Annotated in this window: 20 protein-coding genes; 16 read left to right on the top strand and 4 right to left on the bottom strand. The window is 34.6% G+C overall.

The window, feature by feature from the left end:
* The first annotated feature begins 89 nt into the window (after positions 1-89).
* Together LBU54_RS05045 and LBU54_RS05040 are read left to right on the top strand one after the other, a co-directional pair.
* Positions 90-1,829, top strand: coding sequence for a glycoside hydrolase family 2 TIM barrel-domain containing protein (locus tag LBU54_RS05045; protein WP_224526719.1), 1,740 nt, complete (start codon positions 90-92; stop codon positions 1,827-1,829).
* A gap of 90 nt (positions 1,830-1,919) precedes the next feature.
* Entirely contained in the window at positions 1,920-2,219 is a 300-nt protein-coding gene (locus LBU54_RS05040) for an HPF/RaiA family ribosome-associated protein (protein WP_224526717.1), read from the top strand.
* A gap of 48 nt (positions 2,220-2,267) precedes the next feature.
* Here LBU54_RS05040 and rlmH read toward each other — a convergent pair whose 3' ends face one another.
* Positions 2,268-2,741, bottom strand: a complete 474-nt coding sequence (rlmH, locus tag LBU54_RS05035; RefSeq protein WP_224526714.1) for a 23S rRNA (pseudouridine(1915)-N(3))-methyltransferase RlmH — start codon at positions 2,739-2,741, stop codon at positions 2,268-2,270.
* An 89-nt stretch (positions 2,742-2,830) separates the two neighbouring features.
* Between rlmH and nadC the strand changes: the two genes are divergently transcribed.
* Together nadC and LBU54_RS05025 are read left to right on the top strand one after the other, a co-directional pair.
* On the top strand, positions 2,831-3,688 hold the full coding sequence (nadC, locus tag LBU54_RS05030) for a carboxylating nicotinate-nucleotide diphosphorylase (protein ID WP_224526711.1): 858 nt from the start codon (positions 2,831-2,833) through the stop codon (positions 3,686-3,688).
* A gap of 9 nt (positions 3,689-3,697) precedes the next feature.
* The gene (locus tag LBU54_RS05025) at positions 3,698-4,636 is read left to right on the top strand and encodes a YihY/virulence factor BrkB family protein (RefSeq protein WP_224526708.1); all 939 of its coding nucleotides are present in this window, start codon (positions 3,698-3,700) and stop codon (positions 4,634-4,636) included.
* A gap of 7 nt (positions 4,637-4,643) precedes the next feature.
* Here LBU54_RS05025 and LBU54_RS05020 read toward each other — a convergent pair whose 3' ends face one another.
* Together LBU54_RS05020 and LBU54_RS05015 are read right to left on the bottom strand one after the other, a co-directional pair.
* Complete coding sequence (locus tag LBU54_RS05020; RefSeq protein ID WP_224526706.1) at positions 4,644-5,381, bottom strand: LytR/AlgR family response regulator transcription factor; 738 nt, start codon at positions 5,379-5,381, stop codon at positions 4,644-4,646.
* Between the two features lie 3 nt (positions 5,382-5,384).
* A complete protein-coding gene (locus LBU54_RS05015; RefSeq protein ID WP_224526705.1) occupies positions 5,385-7,475 on the bottom strand; it encodes a tetratricopeptide repeat protein in 2,091 nt (696 codons plus the stop codon).
* A gap of 150 nt (positions 7,476-7,625) precedes the next feature.
* On the opposite strand from LBU54_RS05015, the gene LBU54_RS05010 reads away from it, so the two are divergent.
* The 7 genes from LBU54_RS05010 (at position 7,626) to priA (ending at position 14,690) form a co-directional block, all read left to right on the top strand.
* Positions 7,626-8,057: a hypothetical protein gene (locus LBU54_RS05010; protein WP_224526703.1), complete on the top strand. Its 432-nt coding sequence runs from the start codon at positions 7,626-7,628 to the stop codon at positions 8,055-8,057.
* A gap of 138 nt (positions 8,058-8,195) precedes the next feature.
* Complete coding sequence (locus LBU54_RS05005) at positions 8,196-8,615, top strand: hypothetical protein (RefSeq protein WP_224526702.1); 420 nt, start codon at positions 8,196-8,198, stop codon at positions 8,613-8,615.
* Positions 8,616-8,649: 34 nt separating this feature from the next.
* Complete coding sequence (locus LBU54_RS05000; protein WP_224526700.1) at positions 8,650-9,468, top strand: hypothetical protein; 819 nt, start codon at positions 8,650-8,652, stop codon at positions 9,466-9,468.
* 21 nt (positions 9,469-9,489) lie between these two features.
* Entirely contained in the window at positions 9,490-10,527 is a 1,038-nt protein-coding gene (locus tag LBU54_RS04995) for a right-handed parallel beta-helix repeat-containing protein (RefSeq protein ID WP_224526698.1), read from the top strand.
* 9 nt (positions 10,528-10,536) lie between these two features.
* Positions 10,537-11,724: a T9SS type A sorting domain-containing protein gene (locus LBU54_RS04990; protein ID WP_224526697.1), complete on the top strand. Its 1,188-nt coding sequence runs from the start codon at positions 10,537-10,539 to the stop codon at positions 11,722-11,724.
* Positions 11,725-11,814: 90 nt separating this feature from the next.
* Positions 11,815-12,237 carry a DUF2147 domain-containing protein gene (locus tag LBU54_RS04985; RefSeq protein WP_224526696.1) on the top strand — a complete coding sequence of 141 codons (423 nt, stop codon included), beginning with the start codon at positions 11,815-11,817 and terminating at the stop codon, positions 12,235-12,237.
* Positions 12,237-14,690 carry a replication restart helicase PriA gene (priA, locus tag LBU54_RS04980; protein ID WP_224526695.1) on the top strand — a complete coding sequence of 818 codons (2,454 nt, stop codon included), beginning with the start codon at positions 12,237-12,239 and terminating at the stop codon, positions 14,688-14,690. Before LBU54_RS04985 ends, priA begins: the two co-directional genes overlap by 1 nt.
* Here the strand turns inward: priA and LBU54_RS04975 are convergent, their stop codons facing one another.
* On the bottom strand, positions 14,691-15,386 hold the full coding sequence (locus tag LBU54_RS04975) for a LytR/AlgR family response regulator transcription factor (RefSeq protein WP_076620930.1): 696 nt from the start codon (positions 15,384-15,386) through the stop codon (positions 14,691-14,693).
* Positions 15,387-15,585: 199 nt separating this feature from the next.
* Here LBU54_RS04975 and rpsF point away from each other — a divergent pair, with 199 nt between their 5' ends.
* The 5 genes from rpsF (at position 15,586) to LBU54_RS04950 (ending at position 18,107) form a co-directional block, all read left to right on the top strand.
* A complete protein-coding gene (gene rpsF / locus LBU54_RS04970) occupies positions 15,586-15,924 on the top strand; it encodes a 30S ribosomal protein S6 (RefSeq protein WP_076620932.1) in 339 nt (112 codons plus the stop codon).
* Positions 15,925-16,224 (top strand): 30S ribosomal protein S18, encoded by a 300-nt coding sequence (rpsR, locus tag LBU54_RS04965; RefSeq protein ID WP_224527063.1) that lies wholly within the window; start codon positions 15,925-15,927, stop codon positions 16,222-16,224.
* 12 nt (positions 16,225-16,236) lie between these two features.
* Complete coding sequence (rplI, locus tag LBU54_RS04960) at positions 16,237-16,698, top strand: 50S ribosomal protein L9 (protein ID WP_224526693.1); 462 nt, start codon at positions 16,237-16,239, stop codon at positions 16,696-16,698.
* A gap of 64 nt (positions 16,699-16,762) precedes the next feature.
* Positions 16,763-17,623, top strand: a complete 861-nt coding sequence (locus LBU54_RS04955; RefSeq protein ID WP_224526691.1) for a glycerophosphodiester phosphodiesterase family protein — start codon at positions 16,763-16,765, stop codon at positions 17,621-17,623.
* Positions 17,624-17,633: 10 nt separating this feature from the next.
* A complete protein-coding gene (locus tag LBU54_RS04950; protein WP_224526688.1) occupies positions 17,634-18,107 on the top strand; it encodes a DUF6495 family protein in 474 nt (157 codons plus the stop codon).

Genomic DNA, 18,107 nt, shown 5'->3' with positions numbered 1-18,107 from the left:
TATGATTAGCTTTATGGTTCTAAGACAATACCATGCGATATATCGTTTTTTGTTTGCTGTTTTCCTTTTTTTCTTTTTCTCAAACCACTGTGGAAAAGATTGATAACCAATGGATTTTAAAGGTAGATGGTGCCCCTTTTGAGATCAAAGGCGCAACTTGGGGCTATGATAAAGATGTTGCCAACTACGAGGCGTATTTTAAGGATTTACAATACTTGGGTGTGAATACCATACGCCTTTGGGCCACTGGAGAAAACACTCCCAAGCTTATGGATATAGCGCATGCCTATGGAATAAAAGTCATGGTGGGTATTTGGATGCGCCATGGCAGACCTGGTATGGAAGACGATGATAGTTTTGATTACATCAACGATAAGCAAGGTATGGAAGACCAATACAATTATGCGATGGAAGTGGTGCAACAGTTCAAAGATCATCCGGCAACTTTGGCTTGGGGCGTGGGGAATGAGGTTTACCTTAATATGGCCACAGATGAAGAAAAGTTGGTCTACTCGAAGTTTTTGGAACGTGTTTGTAGCGCTATAAAAAATACGGATAGCAATCACCCAATTTCTTCAACCGAGGCATGGACCTTTGGCATGGATTGGTGGAAGGAGCATGTACCTTCTTTAGATATTTATGGCTTAAATGTTTATGGCGCAGGAGCACATTTCCTTCAGGATGAAATGAAAAAACGCAATATTGATAAACCGTATATCATCACGGAGTTCGGCCCGATGGGCGAATGGGACGCTGTAGAAGATAAAAATGGTGTTAAGATAGAACCAAGCGATGCTCAAAAGTACGAGGCAATTGCCAAGGGTTATGGTGACTGGATAACTAATAAGAGCAATTGCTTGGGTGTATATGTATTTCATTACAGCAATGGAACCGATTTTGGCGGTGTTTGGCTCATGACCCATTTTAATGGGAGCTATAGACCTCAATATTGGGCTATTAGAGAAGCCTATACAGGAAATAAGCCAGAAAATGATGTGCCAGAAATTAAAAGTTTTACCTTACCAGATAACGCCAATAATAGTGCGTCTTGGGTTCCATTGACTTTAGAAGTAACGGATAAAGAAAATGAAGCCTTGGAGGTCAGTTTTGGTTACAACCATCGTGTTGGGAGCAGACGCTACAGGAATCAGCTATTGACGTTAAACCATAGAGGCAATTTAGAAAACGGCTTTGAGGTGCAACTTCCAAAAGTCAACGGCAGTATTAAGGTGTATGCCATGGTTAAGGATGGCTTTAATAATATGGGAATTGCATCAACCTCAATAGTAGTTAAGGATGCCGAAGCTAGCAAAAAGAAATTTTTAGTCCCTAAGGTAGCCTTGCCATTTCATGTCTACACGGATTCTATTGACATGCCTTATTTTGCTTCTGCTTATATGGGCAATTATGACGCATTAGAGATAGATTTAAACCACACTTCTGAGCACTACAGAGGAGAAACATCTATGCTCATTCACTATAAAGAACGCAGTGGCTGGTATGGTATTGGCTTGGTAGATCCTGCGAATGATTGGGGCGACATTTTAGGAGGTTATGATATCATTGGTGCCAAGCGCTTCAGCTTTTGGGCTAAGTCCGATTTTGGAGGCGTTGTTGCAAAGGTAGGTTTCGGGTTAATAGGCGAGGATAAGACCTATCCAGATTCGGCAATCGAGGCTAAAGAAATAGAACTCGATTCAAACTGGAAGCAGTTTACCATTAAGGTCAGGAAATCAGATCTGAGTTGCATACGCTCAGGATTTGTGCTGTTTGCACAGGCTTATGGTGCACCGCATAAGATTTACATTGATGATATTGTCTTTGAATAATTAGTTGTTATTTATGATATTTATCAGCTATATACGGTTTTAATAATCGTATATTAGAGTAAGGAATTATTAATTAAAACAAGTATATATATGACGGTGAATTTTCAATATGTAAATACTGATGTAAGCGAAACACTTTCAGCATTTATAACGGAAAAACTAGAGAAATTAGCGAACAAATTTGAGTTTATCATATCCGCCCAAGTTTATATTAAACATGACGATAAAGACCATAAAGCAGGTAAAATCTGTAATATCGAATTAAGTTTACCTGGTCCTCGCATTTTTGCGACATCAAATGAAAGAGAATACGAATTAGCCGCTAGTGAAACAATTAACGATTTAACGCGCCAATTAAAAAAGCGCAAGCAAGTATATAAAACACATTAATATTCATAATAACGCTTACGGCGTTTAATTATACCAGAGGGTTTACTACTATCTATGATGATAGGGTTCATTCTTTAAAATAGTAAACCCTCTGTATAGTTGTTCTATAAAAAATAAACGTACCATTTGGTGGGAAAAAGTCATTTTAGACAAACCTAGTTTACCATTTGCACGTTGATAGACCGCTTCAGAGAAACCGTAGGGTCCTCCAATAACAAAAATTAAGTTTTTTATTCCAGAATTTAGATGCTTTTGTAGGTAGTTGGCAAAAGCTACTGAATCCAGTTGTTTTCCCTTTTCATCCAATAATAGCAACACATCTGATTTTTGGGTTTTGGCCAAAATAAGCTCCCCTTCCTTGTCTTTTTGTTGACTTTCGCTGAGGTGTTTGGCATTTTTAATATCTGCAATAATCTCAAACTCAAACCTTATGTAATGCCCCAAGCGTTTTTGGTAATCGGCAATAAGGCTTTGCAGATTACTATTGTCGGTTTTACCTATAGCGAGGAGTTTAATAGTCATAATTTCAAAGTTATGCTTTTTTAGAAATAGCCATTAGCTTTTTGAAATTTTAATCTTTCAATTCCTATTTTTACGGTAAATATCTACACATGATTTCACAAAAACAATTTGATAAGGAAATAGAACTTATTATAGCCAATGCTATACGCGAAGATGTCGGTGACGGCGACCATAGTTCATTGGCTTGTATTCCAGCCTCGGCAACAGGTAAAGCAAAACTATTGGTAAAGGACAATGGTGTAATTGCAGGTGTGGAGTTTGCAAAGCAGGTTTTTGCTTATGTTGACAAGGATATGAAAGTTGAAACCTTAATAGAAGATGGAACTGAAGTCAAATATGGTGATATTGCTTTTTATGTTGAAGGTGCTTCGCAATCCATACTTAAAGCAGAACGACTGGTGCTAAATGCTATGCAGCGTATGAGCGCTATTGCAACGAAAACTAAGAAGTTTGTGGATCTGCTTGAAGGTACAGGAACCAAAATTTTAGATACCCGTAAAACAACACCTGGAATTAGAGCTTTGGAAAAATGGGCTGTTAAGATAGGTGGTGGCGAAAATCACCGATTTGCCTTGTATGACATGATCATGCTAAAGGATAACCACATCGATTTTGCAGGAGGTGTGGCTAAAGCCATCAACCTAACCAAACAATACTTGAACGATACCAATCGTGATTTAAAAATTATCGTTGAGGCTCGTGACCTTGAAGAAATCAAGGAAATATTGGATTGTGGTGGTGTATACAGAATTTTGATTGATAATTTTAATTATGAGGATACACGAAAAGCAGTAAAACTTATTGGTGAACAGTGCTTAACCGAATCCTCGGGTGGTATTAATGAGCAAACGGTGAGAAAGTATGCCGAATGTGGTGTGGATTATATTTCGTCTGGTGCCTTAACGCATTCGGTTTATAATATGGATTTGAGTCTAAAAGCGGTATAAAATTATTATATGACCAAACACATAGAAGATAAACTAGACAAAATTCCAATTATCAATATCGTTGTGCGTTTTTTTAAACAATTACGATTACCGGGTTTTGAGGGTTTATCTGTATATGACCTTTTGGAACTCTATACGATGGGTATTGTAAAAGGAGCGCTAACTACTCGAGCAAGTGCTATTGCATTTAATTTTTTTACTGCAATCTTTCCTTTTTTGTTGTTCGTTCTCATAGTAATGCCTTATATACCAATAGAAGGTTTTCCGGAAGAATTTGAACAATTCTTAAATGATTTTTTACCACCACAAACGTCTGACTTTTTCTTCTCAAATATTTTCGAAAACATTAGCGATAGTGGAGGAGCAGGATTAATATCTACCATATTTTTATTGTCCATGATACTAATGGCCAATGGTGTTAGTGCTGTATTTTCAGGGTTTGAGTATTCCTATCACGATCAGTTAACCAGAAATGTGGTACAACAGTATTTATATGCGTTTGGTGTCTCTTTAATATTGGTCTTTTTGGTGTTGCTAACGGTGGCTGTATTTGGGTATTTTCAGATATACATCATTCAGCCTATTTACGAAGGCTTAACTGGGCAAGATGCTCTTAAAACAGATTCTGGAGTAGGGTGGATTGTCTTTGCAAAGTATTTGTTTTTTGTTCTTATGGTGTACTTGGCTACAGCTACACTCTATTATTTTGGGACAAAGGAAGGTAGGCATACCCGATTTTTCTCGGTTGGTGCCTTGTTAACTACACTGTTAATTATGTTAACATCTTATTTGTTTGGTGTATATATCGAAAACTTCTCTCAGTACAACAAGTTGTACGGCTCTATCGGCGCATTGTTAATTTTATTGCTTTATTTATGGTTAAATTCTAATATTTTGTTGCTTGGTTATGAGCTAAATGCAACGCTGAGACGGTTGCGCAAAATTTAGGGATTCTCTATTTGAATAATTTTAAAAATTCTTCTTTTTTTCTAGCAGAGACATCAACAGTGTTATTATTAGACATCGTTACAAAACCTCCTTTTCCTTTTGTATACTTTTTCACATGACTAATATTTACCATATGTGAATTGTGAATTCTAAAAAAATTATCATCCTTTAAAAGGTCGTCAAAATATTTAATGGGTTTGGATACAAGCAGTTTAGAGTTTGTTGTAAAGATATGTGTATAACTGCTATCTGCTTGGCAGTGTATAATATCCTCAATGGTTATTAATTCAAATCCTTCTGAAGTTGGGATTCTTATGGTTTTATTTTGATTTTCCTTATTGAGATTATTTAATAATAGTTTTATTTGTAATTCTTGGTCTAAGGCATTTAACCGTTTGGTTAATTTATCAATTGCTTGAATAAAATCATCACTGTCAATGGGCTTTAGCAGATAATCCATAGCGCTATATTTAAAAGCCTTTATGGCATAATTGTCAAAAGCTGTGGTAAAGATGAGATGAAAGTTGTATGAACCAAGTTTTTCTAGATAATCAAAACCTGTTTTATCATGTATTTCAATATCAAGAAAAATCAGTTCAGGATCTAAAGTTTTCGTAACATCTACAGCTTCTTCCACATTATTGCAAACGGCAATAACTTTCAAATTAGGAGCATGATCAGAAATAAGTTTTAACACACGATCGCTACAGTGTTTTTCATCATCTATAATTATAGTTCGTATCATGTTTTAGAATGCTGACATTAATGGTAATTTAATTATTACTTCGGTACCTTTAGATAGGTCTACAACCTCAATACTACCATTTGTATTTTTTATTTTGTTAATGATATCTATTCTACTTTTGGTAATCTCCATACCCAAAGATTTCTTATTGCGATTTGGATTGAATTTATTAGTCTTATCTCTTCCAACGCCATTGTCTTTAACCGAACATACTAACATTTTATTTTCTTGACGGAAACTGATTGTAATAAGACCATCACCTGAAATATTGCTTAAGCCATGAATAATACTATTTTCTACGAATGGTTGAAGTATCATAGGTGGTACTTCTACGGTTTCGGGATCCAGGCTATCATTTAGTATAAATTTATAACTAAATCGGCCATTAAAACGTTTCTTTTCAATATCCATATAGGTCTTTAATATTTGAATATCCTCAGACAATAAAATTTCTTTTTCTCTAGATTTTTCTAATGTTTCACGCATTAACTTGGCAAACTTGGTTAAATAGTTGGTTGCATTATCGATATCATTATTTGCAATATAGGCGTTAATAGAATTTAATGAATTAAAAATGAAATGTGGATTCATTTGTGACCTCAGCGCCTTAAGTTCTGTATTTGAAACTGTGAGATTAAATTTGGCTTCTTTTGTTTTGGCTTTCTCTTCTTGTTTTCTTTTAAATAAAATAAAGCCAATAACACCCAATAATAGTATGCTTGATCCGCCAATGATTGATGAATTTGTAATCACTTTTTGCTTTTCGATTTCGGCCTGTTTTAAAGCTTGATTTTTTTCAAATTCAGTCTTTAATTGATATGCTTTCTTTTCAAATTCATATTTGGTCTCAAGCCGTATAAATTCTTCCTTTTTCTCTACAGAAATAAAACTGTCTTTCAATTTGATGGCCTTTTCCTTATCCAAATAGGCTTTTCGGTAATTGTTAAGTTTATAATTTACGTCTGCTAGTTGGTGAAGTACACTCGATAGCCTTTCTAAATTATTTATGTTTTCGGCATAGACTAAACTTTGGTCAAGATTTCGTTTCGCTAAAAGTAAATTGGTTTTTGATGCATTACCATGATTAAATTGTCCCAAATAAATCGAGCCAATATTTTCATAAACTATAGCTAGATTGTTTAGGTTATTTAAGTCTTCCCATAACGCTATAGATCTGCTTAAATAGTTTAAAGCTGTATCATAGTTTTTTAAACTAATATGAGCAATACCGGTATTGGTTAATGCGCTAGCTATTCCATAGTCGTTTTTTAACGATTGCATTATGGCAAGAGACTGGTTATAATAGTCTATCGCAAGATTTGGTTGATCCATATTGTCATAAACATTCCCGATATTACTTAAGGTATTACCCTTGGCATATGCATCATTAATCGTGGTCGTAATCTCAAGACTTTTTTTGTAGTAATCAAGTGCGGTTTCATAATTTTCTATCCTTGAATAGAGCAATCCAATATTACTAAAAACTTCAGCATGACGTGGGGATTTTGAATTACCGGTCATTTCATAAATGGTGGACGCACGCATGAAGGTTTCGATTGCCTCAGGATAACGTGTAAGGTACATTTCGTTAGTGCCAATACTATTTAGAACTATGGCCATAAGTATGCTGTCTTGAGTCTTTTCGAAACTAGCGTATGCCAATTCCTGACAATTTAAAGCTTCCTCGTAATCAGATTTATTAAAGTAACTAAGACCCTTATTATAGGAAATCCGACCAACTTGGTCCCAATTATTTAATTTTGTTTGAATCGCAATGGCTTCGTTAAAGTCCAAAATAGCCAAAGAGTCTTCCTTTAAAGTTTGATGATTAAATGCCTTAAATTTATGTCCATAAGCCAATAAATCGTTTCTTTTTAATTGTTTGGCCAAACCTATAGCCTCTTTTGCATATTCTAGTCCTGTATGAGCATCTATGGTATGATATTCATATGATAATTCACTAATTATTTTGAATCTTTCCTCATCTAATTGTTTTGAATTATTAAGAAGATTTGATAGTGAATCGATTTTAGGGTTTTGTCCATAGCAAAGGAGGTTGAAGATTAAAAAAAGACAGCTTGGGTAGAACTTCATAATGAGATTAGTAGCGATTTTGGTCGGTTAATTTTTAATAAAAATACAATTTCTACACGATTATAAACTGAAAGTGCACAGTTATAAATTGTGCCTAGTATTAATAGGATTAATTCAAGTACTTCGATGTGAATTATTAATCCAATTAATATGAAGACTCATAGTTTTAAATTTCAGATGCTCCCGCTTCTACTCGTTGTTTTTCTCATATTTCCAATTTTAGCTCAAGGTCAAGCAAAACGTATGAAACCACCAAAGCGAATATCAAAAGTAAAAAGTGTAGATTTATTTGTAGGTAAGTCTTTTGACATTTACAACAAAGTATATGTCTATGATAGTCTATCTCAGAAGGGATATGAGATTCCAGTAGATTTAGAGGAAGAGTTAATAGAACGGACAGAACGTGATTTGGATAGCTTATGGCAAATAACACCTGATTTATGGGATGATATTTCTGAAGCTCCTTTTATTAAACAGGCTAAGGCTACAATTAACCTCAAAAAAGCATCAAAGGCACTTAAATACTGCCTTAAAACAGCTAAAGCTTATGTTTTAGGTAATGATAAAGAATCATACGATTAAACGTATTACGTTTTATCGATATTAATTGCAGTTTACAAGATACAAGGTTATAAAATTGTAATTATCTGATAATGAAACCATAGACTCGAAAGAAAATTCATATATTACTAACGCTATTAATTAAAATCCCTCTTTAACATGTCTTTTTTTAAATTTGGACCATTCACTTTGTTTGTCTTTTTTATAATTTTTTTGGCACCAAATATTGGTAATTCCCAGAAGAAAAGACTTAAACCTCCAAAGCGAATATCAAAAGTAACAAGTGTAGATCTGTTCGTTGATAAATCCTTTAACTTGTATAACAAAATCTTTGTTTATGACAGTTTAACCCAAGCCGGAATTGATATTCCGTCGGAGCTTGAAGATGAGTTAACAGAAAGAGCAGAACAAGACCTTGACAGTCTCTGGCAATTGGCACCAGATATTGTTGATGATATCTCGGATGCTTCGTTTATGAAACAGGCAAAAGCTACTCTAAATCTCAATAAGGCAAAAAAAGCCTTAAAGTACTGTGGCTTAATTATAAAGAGCTACTTCATCCCTGAAGAAGAAGATTAACAATCAATACATTCACCAAAGTAAATTTTAACCAATGAAAAATAGCATTGCTTTATTTGTGTTTATAATACTCTGCCCTACTAAGTTTAGTGCTCAAGATTATAACGACCAGTTCAAAAATGATATATGTGACTGCTTAGAAGATAAATTCTACAAATTAAAAAGGGCATCTTCGGCTTATGACAAATGTTTTCAAGAAAAGTTGCCTGTTTATGCCAGCCTCATTGATGCTGAAATTAATGAGGAAAATACCAAAGTTAAATTCAGCAAAGGACAGCTAGCAAGACGAGAACTTAAAAAGAGGTATCAGATAGAATTAATGTACAGTTGTGATTTGTATTACAGAGCTAAAGAAGAAGAGTATAGGAAAAAAATGGCAAAAGGAGTTACAGAGGTGAGTTTTGCAGATTTGAAAAGTCTTAATGAAATGGTGGCTATGTATCCAAAGGCTATTAGTTATATGTTCAGGGCTAAAACCCATTTTTACCTTGGTAATCTTAAGCAGGCAGAAGCAGATATTATTGAAAGCTACAAAATAGACACAGGACGATTGAATTCTTTAGAAGAAAAACAGCGTAAAGTATTGTATGCTCTAATATTACAAGAACAGAGACGTTATGCTGAAGCAGGTAAATTATACGATGAAATTTATGAAACATCTAAGGACATTGAAGCTGCTATATACCGAGCAATGGTTAATAGACTTAATGGTGACGATCCGCCAATAAAAACGTCATCTTTAAACAATAAGAATTCTCAAATGAAAAGTGCAAAAACAAACGGGTCTAATAATAAGTCTAATGATGCCAAAGACTCTGACTTGAGAAAACTATTCAAACTCAAAAAAAATTAATTAATTCTAAAAACAAAAAACATGAAAAAAATTACAACCCTCAGTTTGTTATTCCTATTTACCATACTATTTATCAATGCGCAAACAACAATTACTGTAGACAATACTGTGGGCGCAGATGCGAATTACAGCGATTTACAAGCAGCCATAAACGCCGCATCAGCTGGTGATATAATTTATATACATGCATCTGAAATAAATTATGGTAATATTCAAATAGATAAATCGATTAATCTAATTGGCTATGCCCATAGTGATATAGATAAGAATACATTCATAGATGATATTATTTTTTTAGATAATTCTTCTGATACCCGAGTAACTGGTTTAAATATTGATGATGTGGCTTTTAATAATTCCAGTTTGTTAGATAACATCATTTTTGAAAATAATTATTTTGGAGGTAGTAATTCATCTGGTTCTGGTGTATCTGCAAACAATGGTCTGGTAAATAATTTAATTTTTCGCGGAAATGTAATAGATTTTATTGGAACAACTTCTGCGTCGACAACTGCTAATAATTTTAATAATATTATTGTTTCAAATAACATTGTAACAGGGAACATTAATATAAGGTTGCATGAAACTGCAATTATCGAAAACAACATATTTATCGATTTTGCAGGGGCCTCTAATAGAAGTGTAAGTACAGGTAATTTAGAAGTAGAAGATTCTATTTTTTATATTGCTTCTTCCGGAAATCCTGCGGACTTGAATAATGAAGGGGTAATTTACAATAATTGTTTAACGTATAACTCAATTAGCGGAGTGTTACCTTTAAATGGCTCTAACAATATTAATGATACCGATCCTCTATTTGTAAATGTTTCAAACCCTGTTTTTGATCCATTATTTGATTATAGTCTGCAAGCTGGATCACCTGCCCTTATGATGGGTACTGATAACGATGACATCGGTTTATATAGTACCAATACAAACTTTACCTTTAACAATTTTGGTTTTACAGCAGGTATACCAATTGTTACGATAACGGCAATTACATCTCAAATTGCACCGGGAGGAACTTTAGAGGTCACCATTCAGTCTAACTCTAACTAGGCACTAGTTATGAGATTGATTTTAATTCAACTAGTCTTCTGGCTAGGCATGAGTATTGTCGGTGCACAGAATATTACGACAGCAGAGTATTACTTCAACGATAACGACCTTGGTTTAGGCCTAAATACGTCCTTTGTCATTTCCACAGCAAGTCACACAGAAAGTATTGATATCAGTGGTCTTTCCGACGGATTTCATGACCTTCATATACGAGTTTTTGATATAGATGGTAATCAGGGTGCTGGCGCATGGAGCCACTATGATAGAGCCACTTTTTATATTGGAACCTTTTTAACAGGTCATAACATTACGGATGCACGTTATAGAATAGATAATGGTATAAATAATCCTTTAGGTATAGGCACTCCAAGCATGTCAATTAGTGAATCTTACCAAATTGGCATAGGAAGTTTAGCTCCTGGATTTCATAGTCTGTATATCGAGACACAAGATTCTGATGGTACTTGGAGTCATTACGACAGAATTACGTTTTTCGTTTCAGAGTTTCCCTCAGGTCAAGATATCATCGCTTACAGATATCGTGTAGATGATGGTACTACGATTTCAGGTTTAGAAACACTTAGTCCTGGAGCACCATCAATTACCGAAAGCTTTACCGTACCTGTAACTGGTCTAAGTGAAGGATTTCATAGTTTTTATGTAGAGATGCAAGTAGCCGATGGTGCCTGGTCATTATACGATAGGCACATCTTTTTTATTAGTGAATTAACTAATATGCCATCGGATATTGTCGCAGCTGAATATTTCATAGACGAGGATCCTGGTTTTGGAGCTGGTACACCATTTGATCCAACTGTTATGCCCTTATTAGCAGGAACTCCAAATGATATCACAGAAGGCGATCATTTACTTTGTGTTCGGGTACAAAATGTGGATGGTGTTTGGTCATTGTATAATTGTGCAACCTTTAACGTTGATAGTACACTTGGTGCAGACGAGAGTCTATATAAGTCTATAACTGTTAACCCTAACCCATTTAAAGATACTATTGATTTAGAGATGTCCAGACAGGTAGAATTTGAATTGATTTCAGTATTCGACCTAACTGGGAAAATAGTTTTTAAATCTTCGGACAATTTGAGAAGGTTGGATTTGGGTCATTTAGATTCTGGAACATATATTTTAAGTCTACAGTCTCAAATCGAAAAGGCAACATTTAAAATAATCAAAGAATAAACGAACATTTATTATTTGTAGAACCATCTCTAATTGAGATGGTTTTTTTGTTTAAAAGGCGTTATTTTTGAGATATAAAAAATTAATCAAATGAAATTGAAATTAGCGCTTATTTTTGGTTTAATAACAGTACTAAATATTCAAGCTCAAGACATTTTTGGAAAATGGAAAACCATTGATGATGAAACTGGTGAGGAGAAATCTATAGTAAATATCTACGAAGAGAATGGAAAAGTCTACGGTAAGATCGTCGAAATCCTTAATCCAAGCCGCAAAAATGCCTTGTGCGATAAGTGCGAAGATGAAAATAAAAACAAGCCTATACTTGGGATGAAAATCATTGATGGCTTAGAAAAAGACGATGATGTTTACGAAGGTGGCACGATTTTAAATCCTAGTAATGGTAAGGTTTACAAATGCAGATTAAAACTTGGCGATAAGCCAGATACTTTACAAGTAAGAGGCTATATCGCTTTTTTTTATAAGACACAATATTGGCATAAAGCAGATTAGTGGAGATTTTTTTAGATGTCATACTGCCAATCCCGCTTCAAAAAGCGTTTACTTATCATATAACAGAAGCTGAGGCAGACTTTATTAAAGTAGGTATGCGAATCGCTGTACCTTTTGGAAAAAATAAAATTTACACTGCATTAGCCTATCAGATTCATAACAATCCTCCAGTGGCCTACGAACCGAAGACCATTCATCAAATTTTGGATGAAAAACCCATTATTACCGAATCGCAACTGAAACACTGGGAATGGATTGCCGGTTATTACATGTGTAGTTTGGGGGAAGTGATGAGAGCTTCTCTACCAAATGCACTTATCCTTGAGAGCGAAACAATTATATCAAGAAATGAGGATATAACTCCTAAGGATGCTGAACTAAAGGATGATGAATTTTTGATTATTGAAGCGCTACAGTACCAGACCTCCTTGAAAATTCAAGACGTAATTTCTATTTTAGATAAAAAGCGTGTGCTTCCGGTGATTAAGGAAATGGTAGAAAAGGGGCTAGTGCAGTTACATGAAGAACTTTATGAGAAGTACCAACCTAAATTGGTCCGATATGTAAAGTTAGATGAAGTTTTTAGAACCGAGGAGAAATTACAAGAGTTACTTGAATTGTTGAGTAGAGCACCAAAACAACGCGAGGTCGTACTTTCCTTGTTCACGCTTCAGGCAAGAAGCAACAAACCAATCAAGCTTTCTGAATTAACAAAAACAAGTGGTGCTTCTACAGCAATTGTTAAGGCATTAATCGATAAAACTATTTTAAAAGAATATCACATTCAAATTGATAGAGTTCAATTTGAAGGCGAAGCTGATGGTGCAATAAAGGAACTTAGTGTTGAACAAAATGATGCCTTAAATGCAATAGAAAACCATTTTGAGGAAAAATCCGTTACGCTATTGCATGGTGTAACGTCGTCTGGAAAGACAGAGATATACGTCAACCTTATTCAAAAACAGCTAGAACAAGGTAAACAGGTTTTATACCTTTTACCTGAAATAGCCTTAACCACCCAGTTGGTAGAGCGATTGCAGTATTATTTTGGTGAAAAAATTGCAGTGTTTCACTCCAGATATTCCAGCAATGAACGTGTTGAGGTATGGAATAATCTCTTAAGCCAAAAGACTAAAGCACAAATTGTAGTAGGGGCACGTTCTGCGGTTCTTCTGCCATTTTCTGATCTAGGACTTATTGTTGTAGATGAGGAGCATGAACAGTCTTATAAGCAGTTTGATCCAGCGCCAAGGTATCATGCAAGAGATGCCGCAATAGTTTTGGCTAATTTCCATAAGGCAAAGGTCCTGTTGGGATCAGCTACACCGAGTTTAGAAAGTTATTTCAATGCTTCTAGCGGTAAATATGGCCTGGTTGAATTGACAAAGCGCTATAATAATGTTCTGATGCCAGAAATTGAATTGGTAGATTTGGCAGATAAGCACAAGCGTAAACGTATGAAAGGGCATTTTAGCGATCGACTGATTGAAGAGATGACCATTGCCTTGCATGAAAGCCAGCAAATTATTTTGTTCCAGAACAGAAGAGGATTCTCGCCGATTGTTGAATGCCTAACATGTGGTCATTCACCGCAATGCCCAAATTGTGATGTGAGTTTAACCTTTCACCAGTACCGAAATCAATTACGATGTCATTACTGTGGATTTAATACAATTATGATGACCAATTGTGAAGCTTGTGGCAATGCAACCATAGATACCAAAGGTTTTGGTACTGAGCAAATAGAGGAGGAGGTAAAGGTGTTATTTCCAGAGCATCAGGTGGCGCGTATGGATTTGGATACCACGAGAGGAAAATTCGGTTTTGAAAAACTCATAACCAATTTTGACCAAGGTGAAATTGATGTTTTGGTAGGTACACAAATGCTCACCAAAGGATTGGATTTTAGAAATGTGAAGCTCGTTGGGATAATGAATGCAGACAATTTGCTCAATTTTCCAGATTTTAGAGCTCACGAACGTAGCTATCAACTCATGTCTCAGGTTGCAGGTCGAGCTGGACGCACGGATTTAAGAGGAAAGGTATTGATACAAACCTATAATCCGCATCACAAAATATTGCAGCAAGTATCTACCAATGCTTATAATGAGATGTTTACAGAACAGATGAACGACAGGTACAATTACCATTATCCACCAATATTTAGGTTAATAAAAATAACGTTTAAGCATAAGGATTATAATAAGGTAAATGCTGCATCAGACTGGTTCGCAACGTCGTTGCGACAAGTATTCAAGGCAAACGTTTTGGGGCCCGAATTTCCACCGATTTCGAGGATAAGAAATCTATACAATAAAAATATTCTAATTAAAATTCCTCAAAACCAATCTTTAGCAAAAACAAAAGAAGCTATTATGAAAATACATAATAGCTTCAATGCTGTAAAAGATTTCAGGCCTGTGAGAGTAGTGTTGAATATAGACAACTACTAATTACATGTTATTTAATGCATCTACCAATTGTGTCTTTTTATTTCGACTCAATGGGATCTCATAAGCACCAACTTCAACATTTTTACTGTTAAAGCGATCTATTTTGTCTAAATTCACAATATATGATTTGTGAATCCTTAAGAACTTACCTTCCGGTAATTCTTTTTCAAATGCTTTCATTGTAGATAAAACCACTAGGCTATTTTCTTCAGTTACGACTTTTACATAATCGCCTAATGCTTCAATCCACTTAATATCCTTAATATAAACTTTACGTTTTTTAAGGTTACTCTTCACAAAGATGTGTTCACCGTCAGTTTCGTTAAAGTCTAATTTTAATTTGTGCTGTTCAATAGCTTTTTCAACAGCCGTATTAAATCGTTCTTTAGTAATTGGTTTTTGAAGATAGTCGGTAGCGTCGTAATTAAATGCTTTAAAAGCATATTCGGTTTTACCAGTAACAAAAATAATTTGGGGTTTGTTGTTGAGTACATCCAATAACTCAAAACCGTTTAATACAGGCATCTCTATATCTAGAAAGATAAGATCTACTTTATGAGTATTAAGACCGTTTTTTGTCTCTAACGCACTGCTGTACTCTGCAATAAGATTAAGTGAGGAATGGTTCTCAATTAACTTTACTATTGAGAGGCGCTGAATCGCAGAATCATCAACAACTACACAGTTTAAAGTCATAACATTAATATTTTATTAGGTTAAGATATCGACAATAGTACAATAATTTCGGTTAAAAAACAAATTTTACCGACAAACTGTAATATTTAACAAAATATTTTGTGCAAAATAATACGATATTTTACTTGCAAAAACGTTGCCAAAATAAGAAAATATGTGTATTTTTGCACCCGTTTTAATAACAAACAAATAGAATATTATGAATCATTATGAAACTGTTTTCATCTTAAATCCCGTTTTATCTGAAGATCAGATAAAGGAAACAGTTAAGAAATATGAAGATTTTCTTGTTTCTAAAGGTGCTAAGATGATAGCCAAGGAAGATTGGGGCTTAAAAAAGCTGGCTTATCCAATCCAAAACAAAAAAAGTGGTTTTTATCACTTGTTCGAATACCAGGTAGCTGGTGAAGCGATTGAGCCTTTAGAGTTAGAGTTTAGACGTGATGAGCGTTTTATGCGTTACTTAACTGTAAAATTAGACAAGCATGCAATTGCTTGGGCTGAGAAAAGAAGAGAAAGAAACAAACAAAAAGCGTAAATTATGTCATCGATAGAACAACAAGCAAAAGGAAAAAAAGATGGTGAGATTAGATATCTTACACCATTAAATATAGAGACTACAAAAACTAAGAAGTATTGTCGTTTTAAAAAGTCTGGTATTAAATACATAGACTATAAAGACCCGGATTTCTTATTAAGTTTTGTAAACGAACAAGGTAAGTTATTACCAAGACGTTTAACCGGAACTTCTTTAAAGTATCAAAGAAAAGTATCTGTGGCTGTCAAAAGGGCTAGACATTTAGCTTTAATGCCATATGTTGCCGATTTATTAAAATAAAATATCATAACAATGGAACTTATATTAAAACAAGACGTTGAGAATTTAGGATTTAAAGACGATATTGTAACAGTTAAGAACGGTTATGGTAGAAACTATTTAATTCCGCAAGGGCATGCTGTAATGGCAACACCTTCTGCAAAGAAAGTATTGGCAGAAACGCTAAAACAACGGGCCTACAAAGAAAAATCAATTATTGCTGAAGCTGAGAAAACCGCTGAAGCTTTAAAGGCATTAGATATAAAGATCACTGCCAAGGCAGGAACTGGTGCCACGGCTGGAGATAAATTATTTGGTTCAATAACTAATATCGATTTAGCTGAAGCATTAAGAAAAGAAGGCCACGAAATTGATAAAAAGTTTATTTCTATACAAGGTGGCAACATTAAGCGCCTGGGTCAGTATGATGCAGAAATCAGACTACACAGATCTGTAAATGTAGACTTTACTTTCGAAGTGGTTGCAGAGGCTTAATTTTTGTAATTAAAAATAACAGAAACCGTTTAGTTTACTAAGCGGTTTTTTTATACCCAATATAATGAAAAAGGTTATTTATGTACTCTGTATATCACTGCTTATCGTTTCTTGTAAGAGTAACAAAAGTGAGCCGATAGTAAAGTCTAAGCTCGTCGAGGTTTTTAAAGCATCTAACAAGAATTATCCTAACATTAGTGTTCATAGAGGCGGTAAGGACATTTTTAATTATCCAGAAAATTGTTTAGAAACAATTAAATATATAAACGATAGTATTTCTGCCATTTTTGAGATAGATATAGCTCAGACTAAAGACAATAAATTGGTGTTGATGCATGATAACTCAATAAATAGAACAACTACAGGAAGTGGCTTGGTGCGCAAAATGACCATTAATGAGTTATTAGATCATAATTTGGTAGATGATTTTGGGAATGTAACAAACTTCAAAATTCCGCTATTTAAGGATGTTCTAAAATGGGCTCAAAAAAATAATGTGATTCTTACGGTAGATATAAAGCGAAGCGTAAAGCAAAGTGATGTTATTAAAGCAATTAAAATGGCAAATGCAGAAGACGTTTGCGTTTTAATTACATACGATGTTAACCAGGCCAAGTCTGCCTTTAAGCAAGCCCCAGACTTGTTATTGTCCGTTTCGGCACGTAATCATGAAGAATTTGATAGGCTGTTACAAGCCAATATCCCATTGGAGAATATGATCGCCTTTACAGGCACGCGTTTATCGCCGTCATCATTATATAAGCGCCTTCATGACAATGATATTGTTTGTATGCTTGGTACCTTAGGCAACTTAGATAGACAAGCAAAAGCTCGAGGTGACCAATTATATGCTACATGGAAATCTGCAGGTGTAGACATCATAGCTACAGATAGACCCTTCGAAGTAGCAAATGTAATTAATTAAAAAGTTAGAAATGAAATATACCAGACTTACAAAAGAGCAATTTGAAGAATTGCATCAAGAGTTTATAAATTTCTTGGCAACGCAGTCCATTACGGCTGATGAGTGGGAGGATATTAAAAAAAATAAACCCCAAGCAGCAGAGCAGGAATTAGATGTTTTCAGTGATTTAGTTTGGTATGGTGTGTTAAATAAGGTTGAATATTTAGAACATATTTCACCACAGCAAATACATTTGTTTAAATGCAAGGAAAAAAATATGCATCTCATTGCTTTAAAGCTTAAACATAATAAGGCAGATTTGACTACCAAAGATGGCTTTCAATGGCTAAGGGATAATTTACTCTCAGATGATGTTGAGTTTTATAATGCCCAAAAAGACTATTCAGACGATAAACATCTAGATATTTTCAAGCTCATTCAGCAAGGCGCCAATATTACCAGAGGTGATTTGTTTCAATATTTTGAGAAGTTAATAGGACAATAA

Origin of the sequence: Winogradskyella alexanderae (assembly GCF_020166335.1) — a bacterium.
Classification (GTDB): domain Bacteria; phylum Bacteroidota; class Bacteroidia; order Flavobacteriales; family Flavobacteriaceae; genus Winogradskyella; species Winogradskyella alexanderae.
This window is presented reverse-complemented; position numbering and strand designations above follow the sequence as displayed.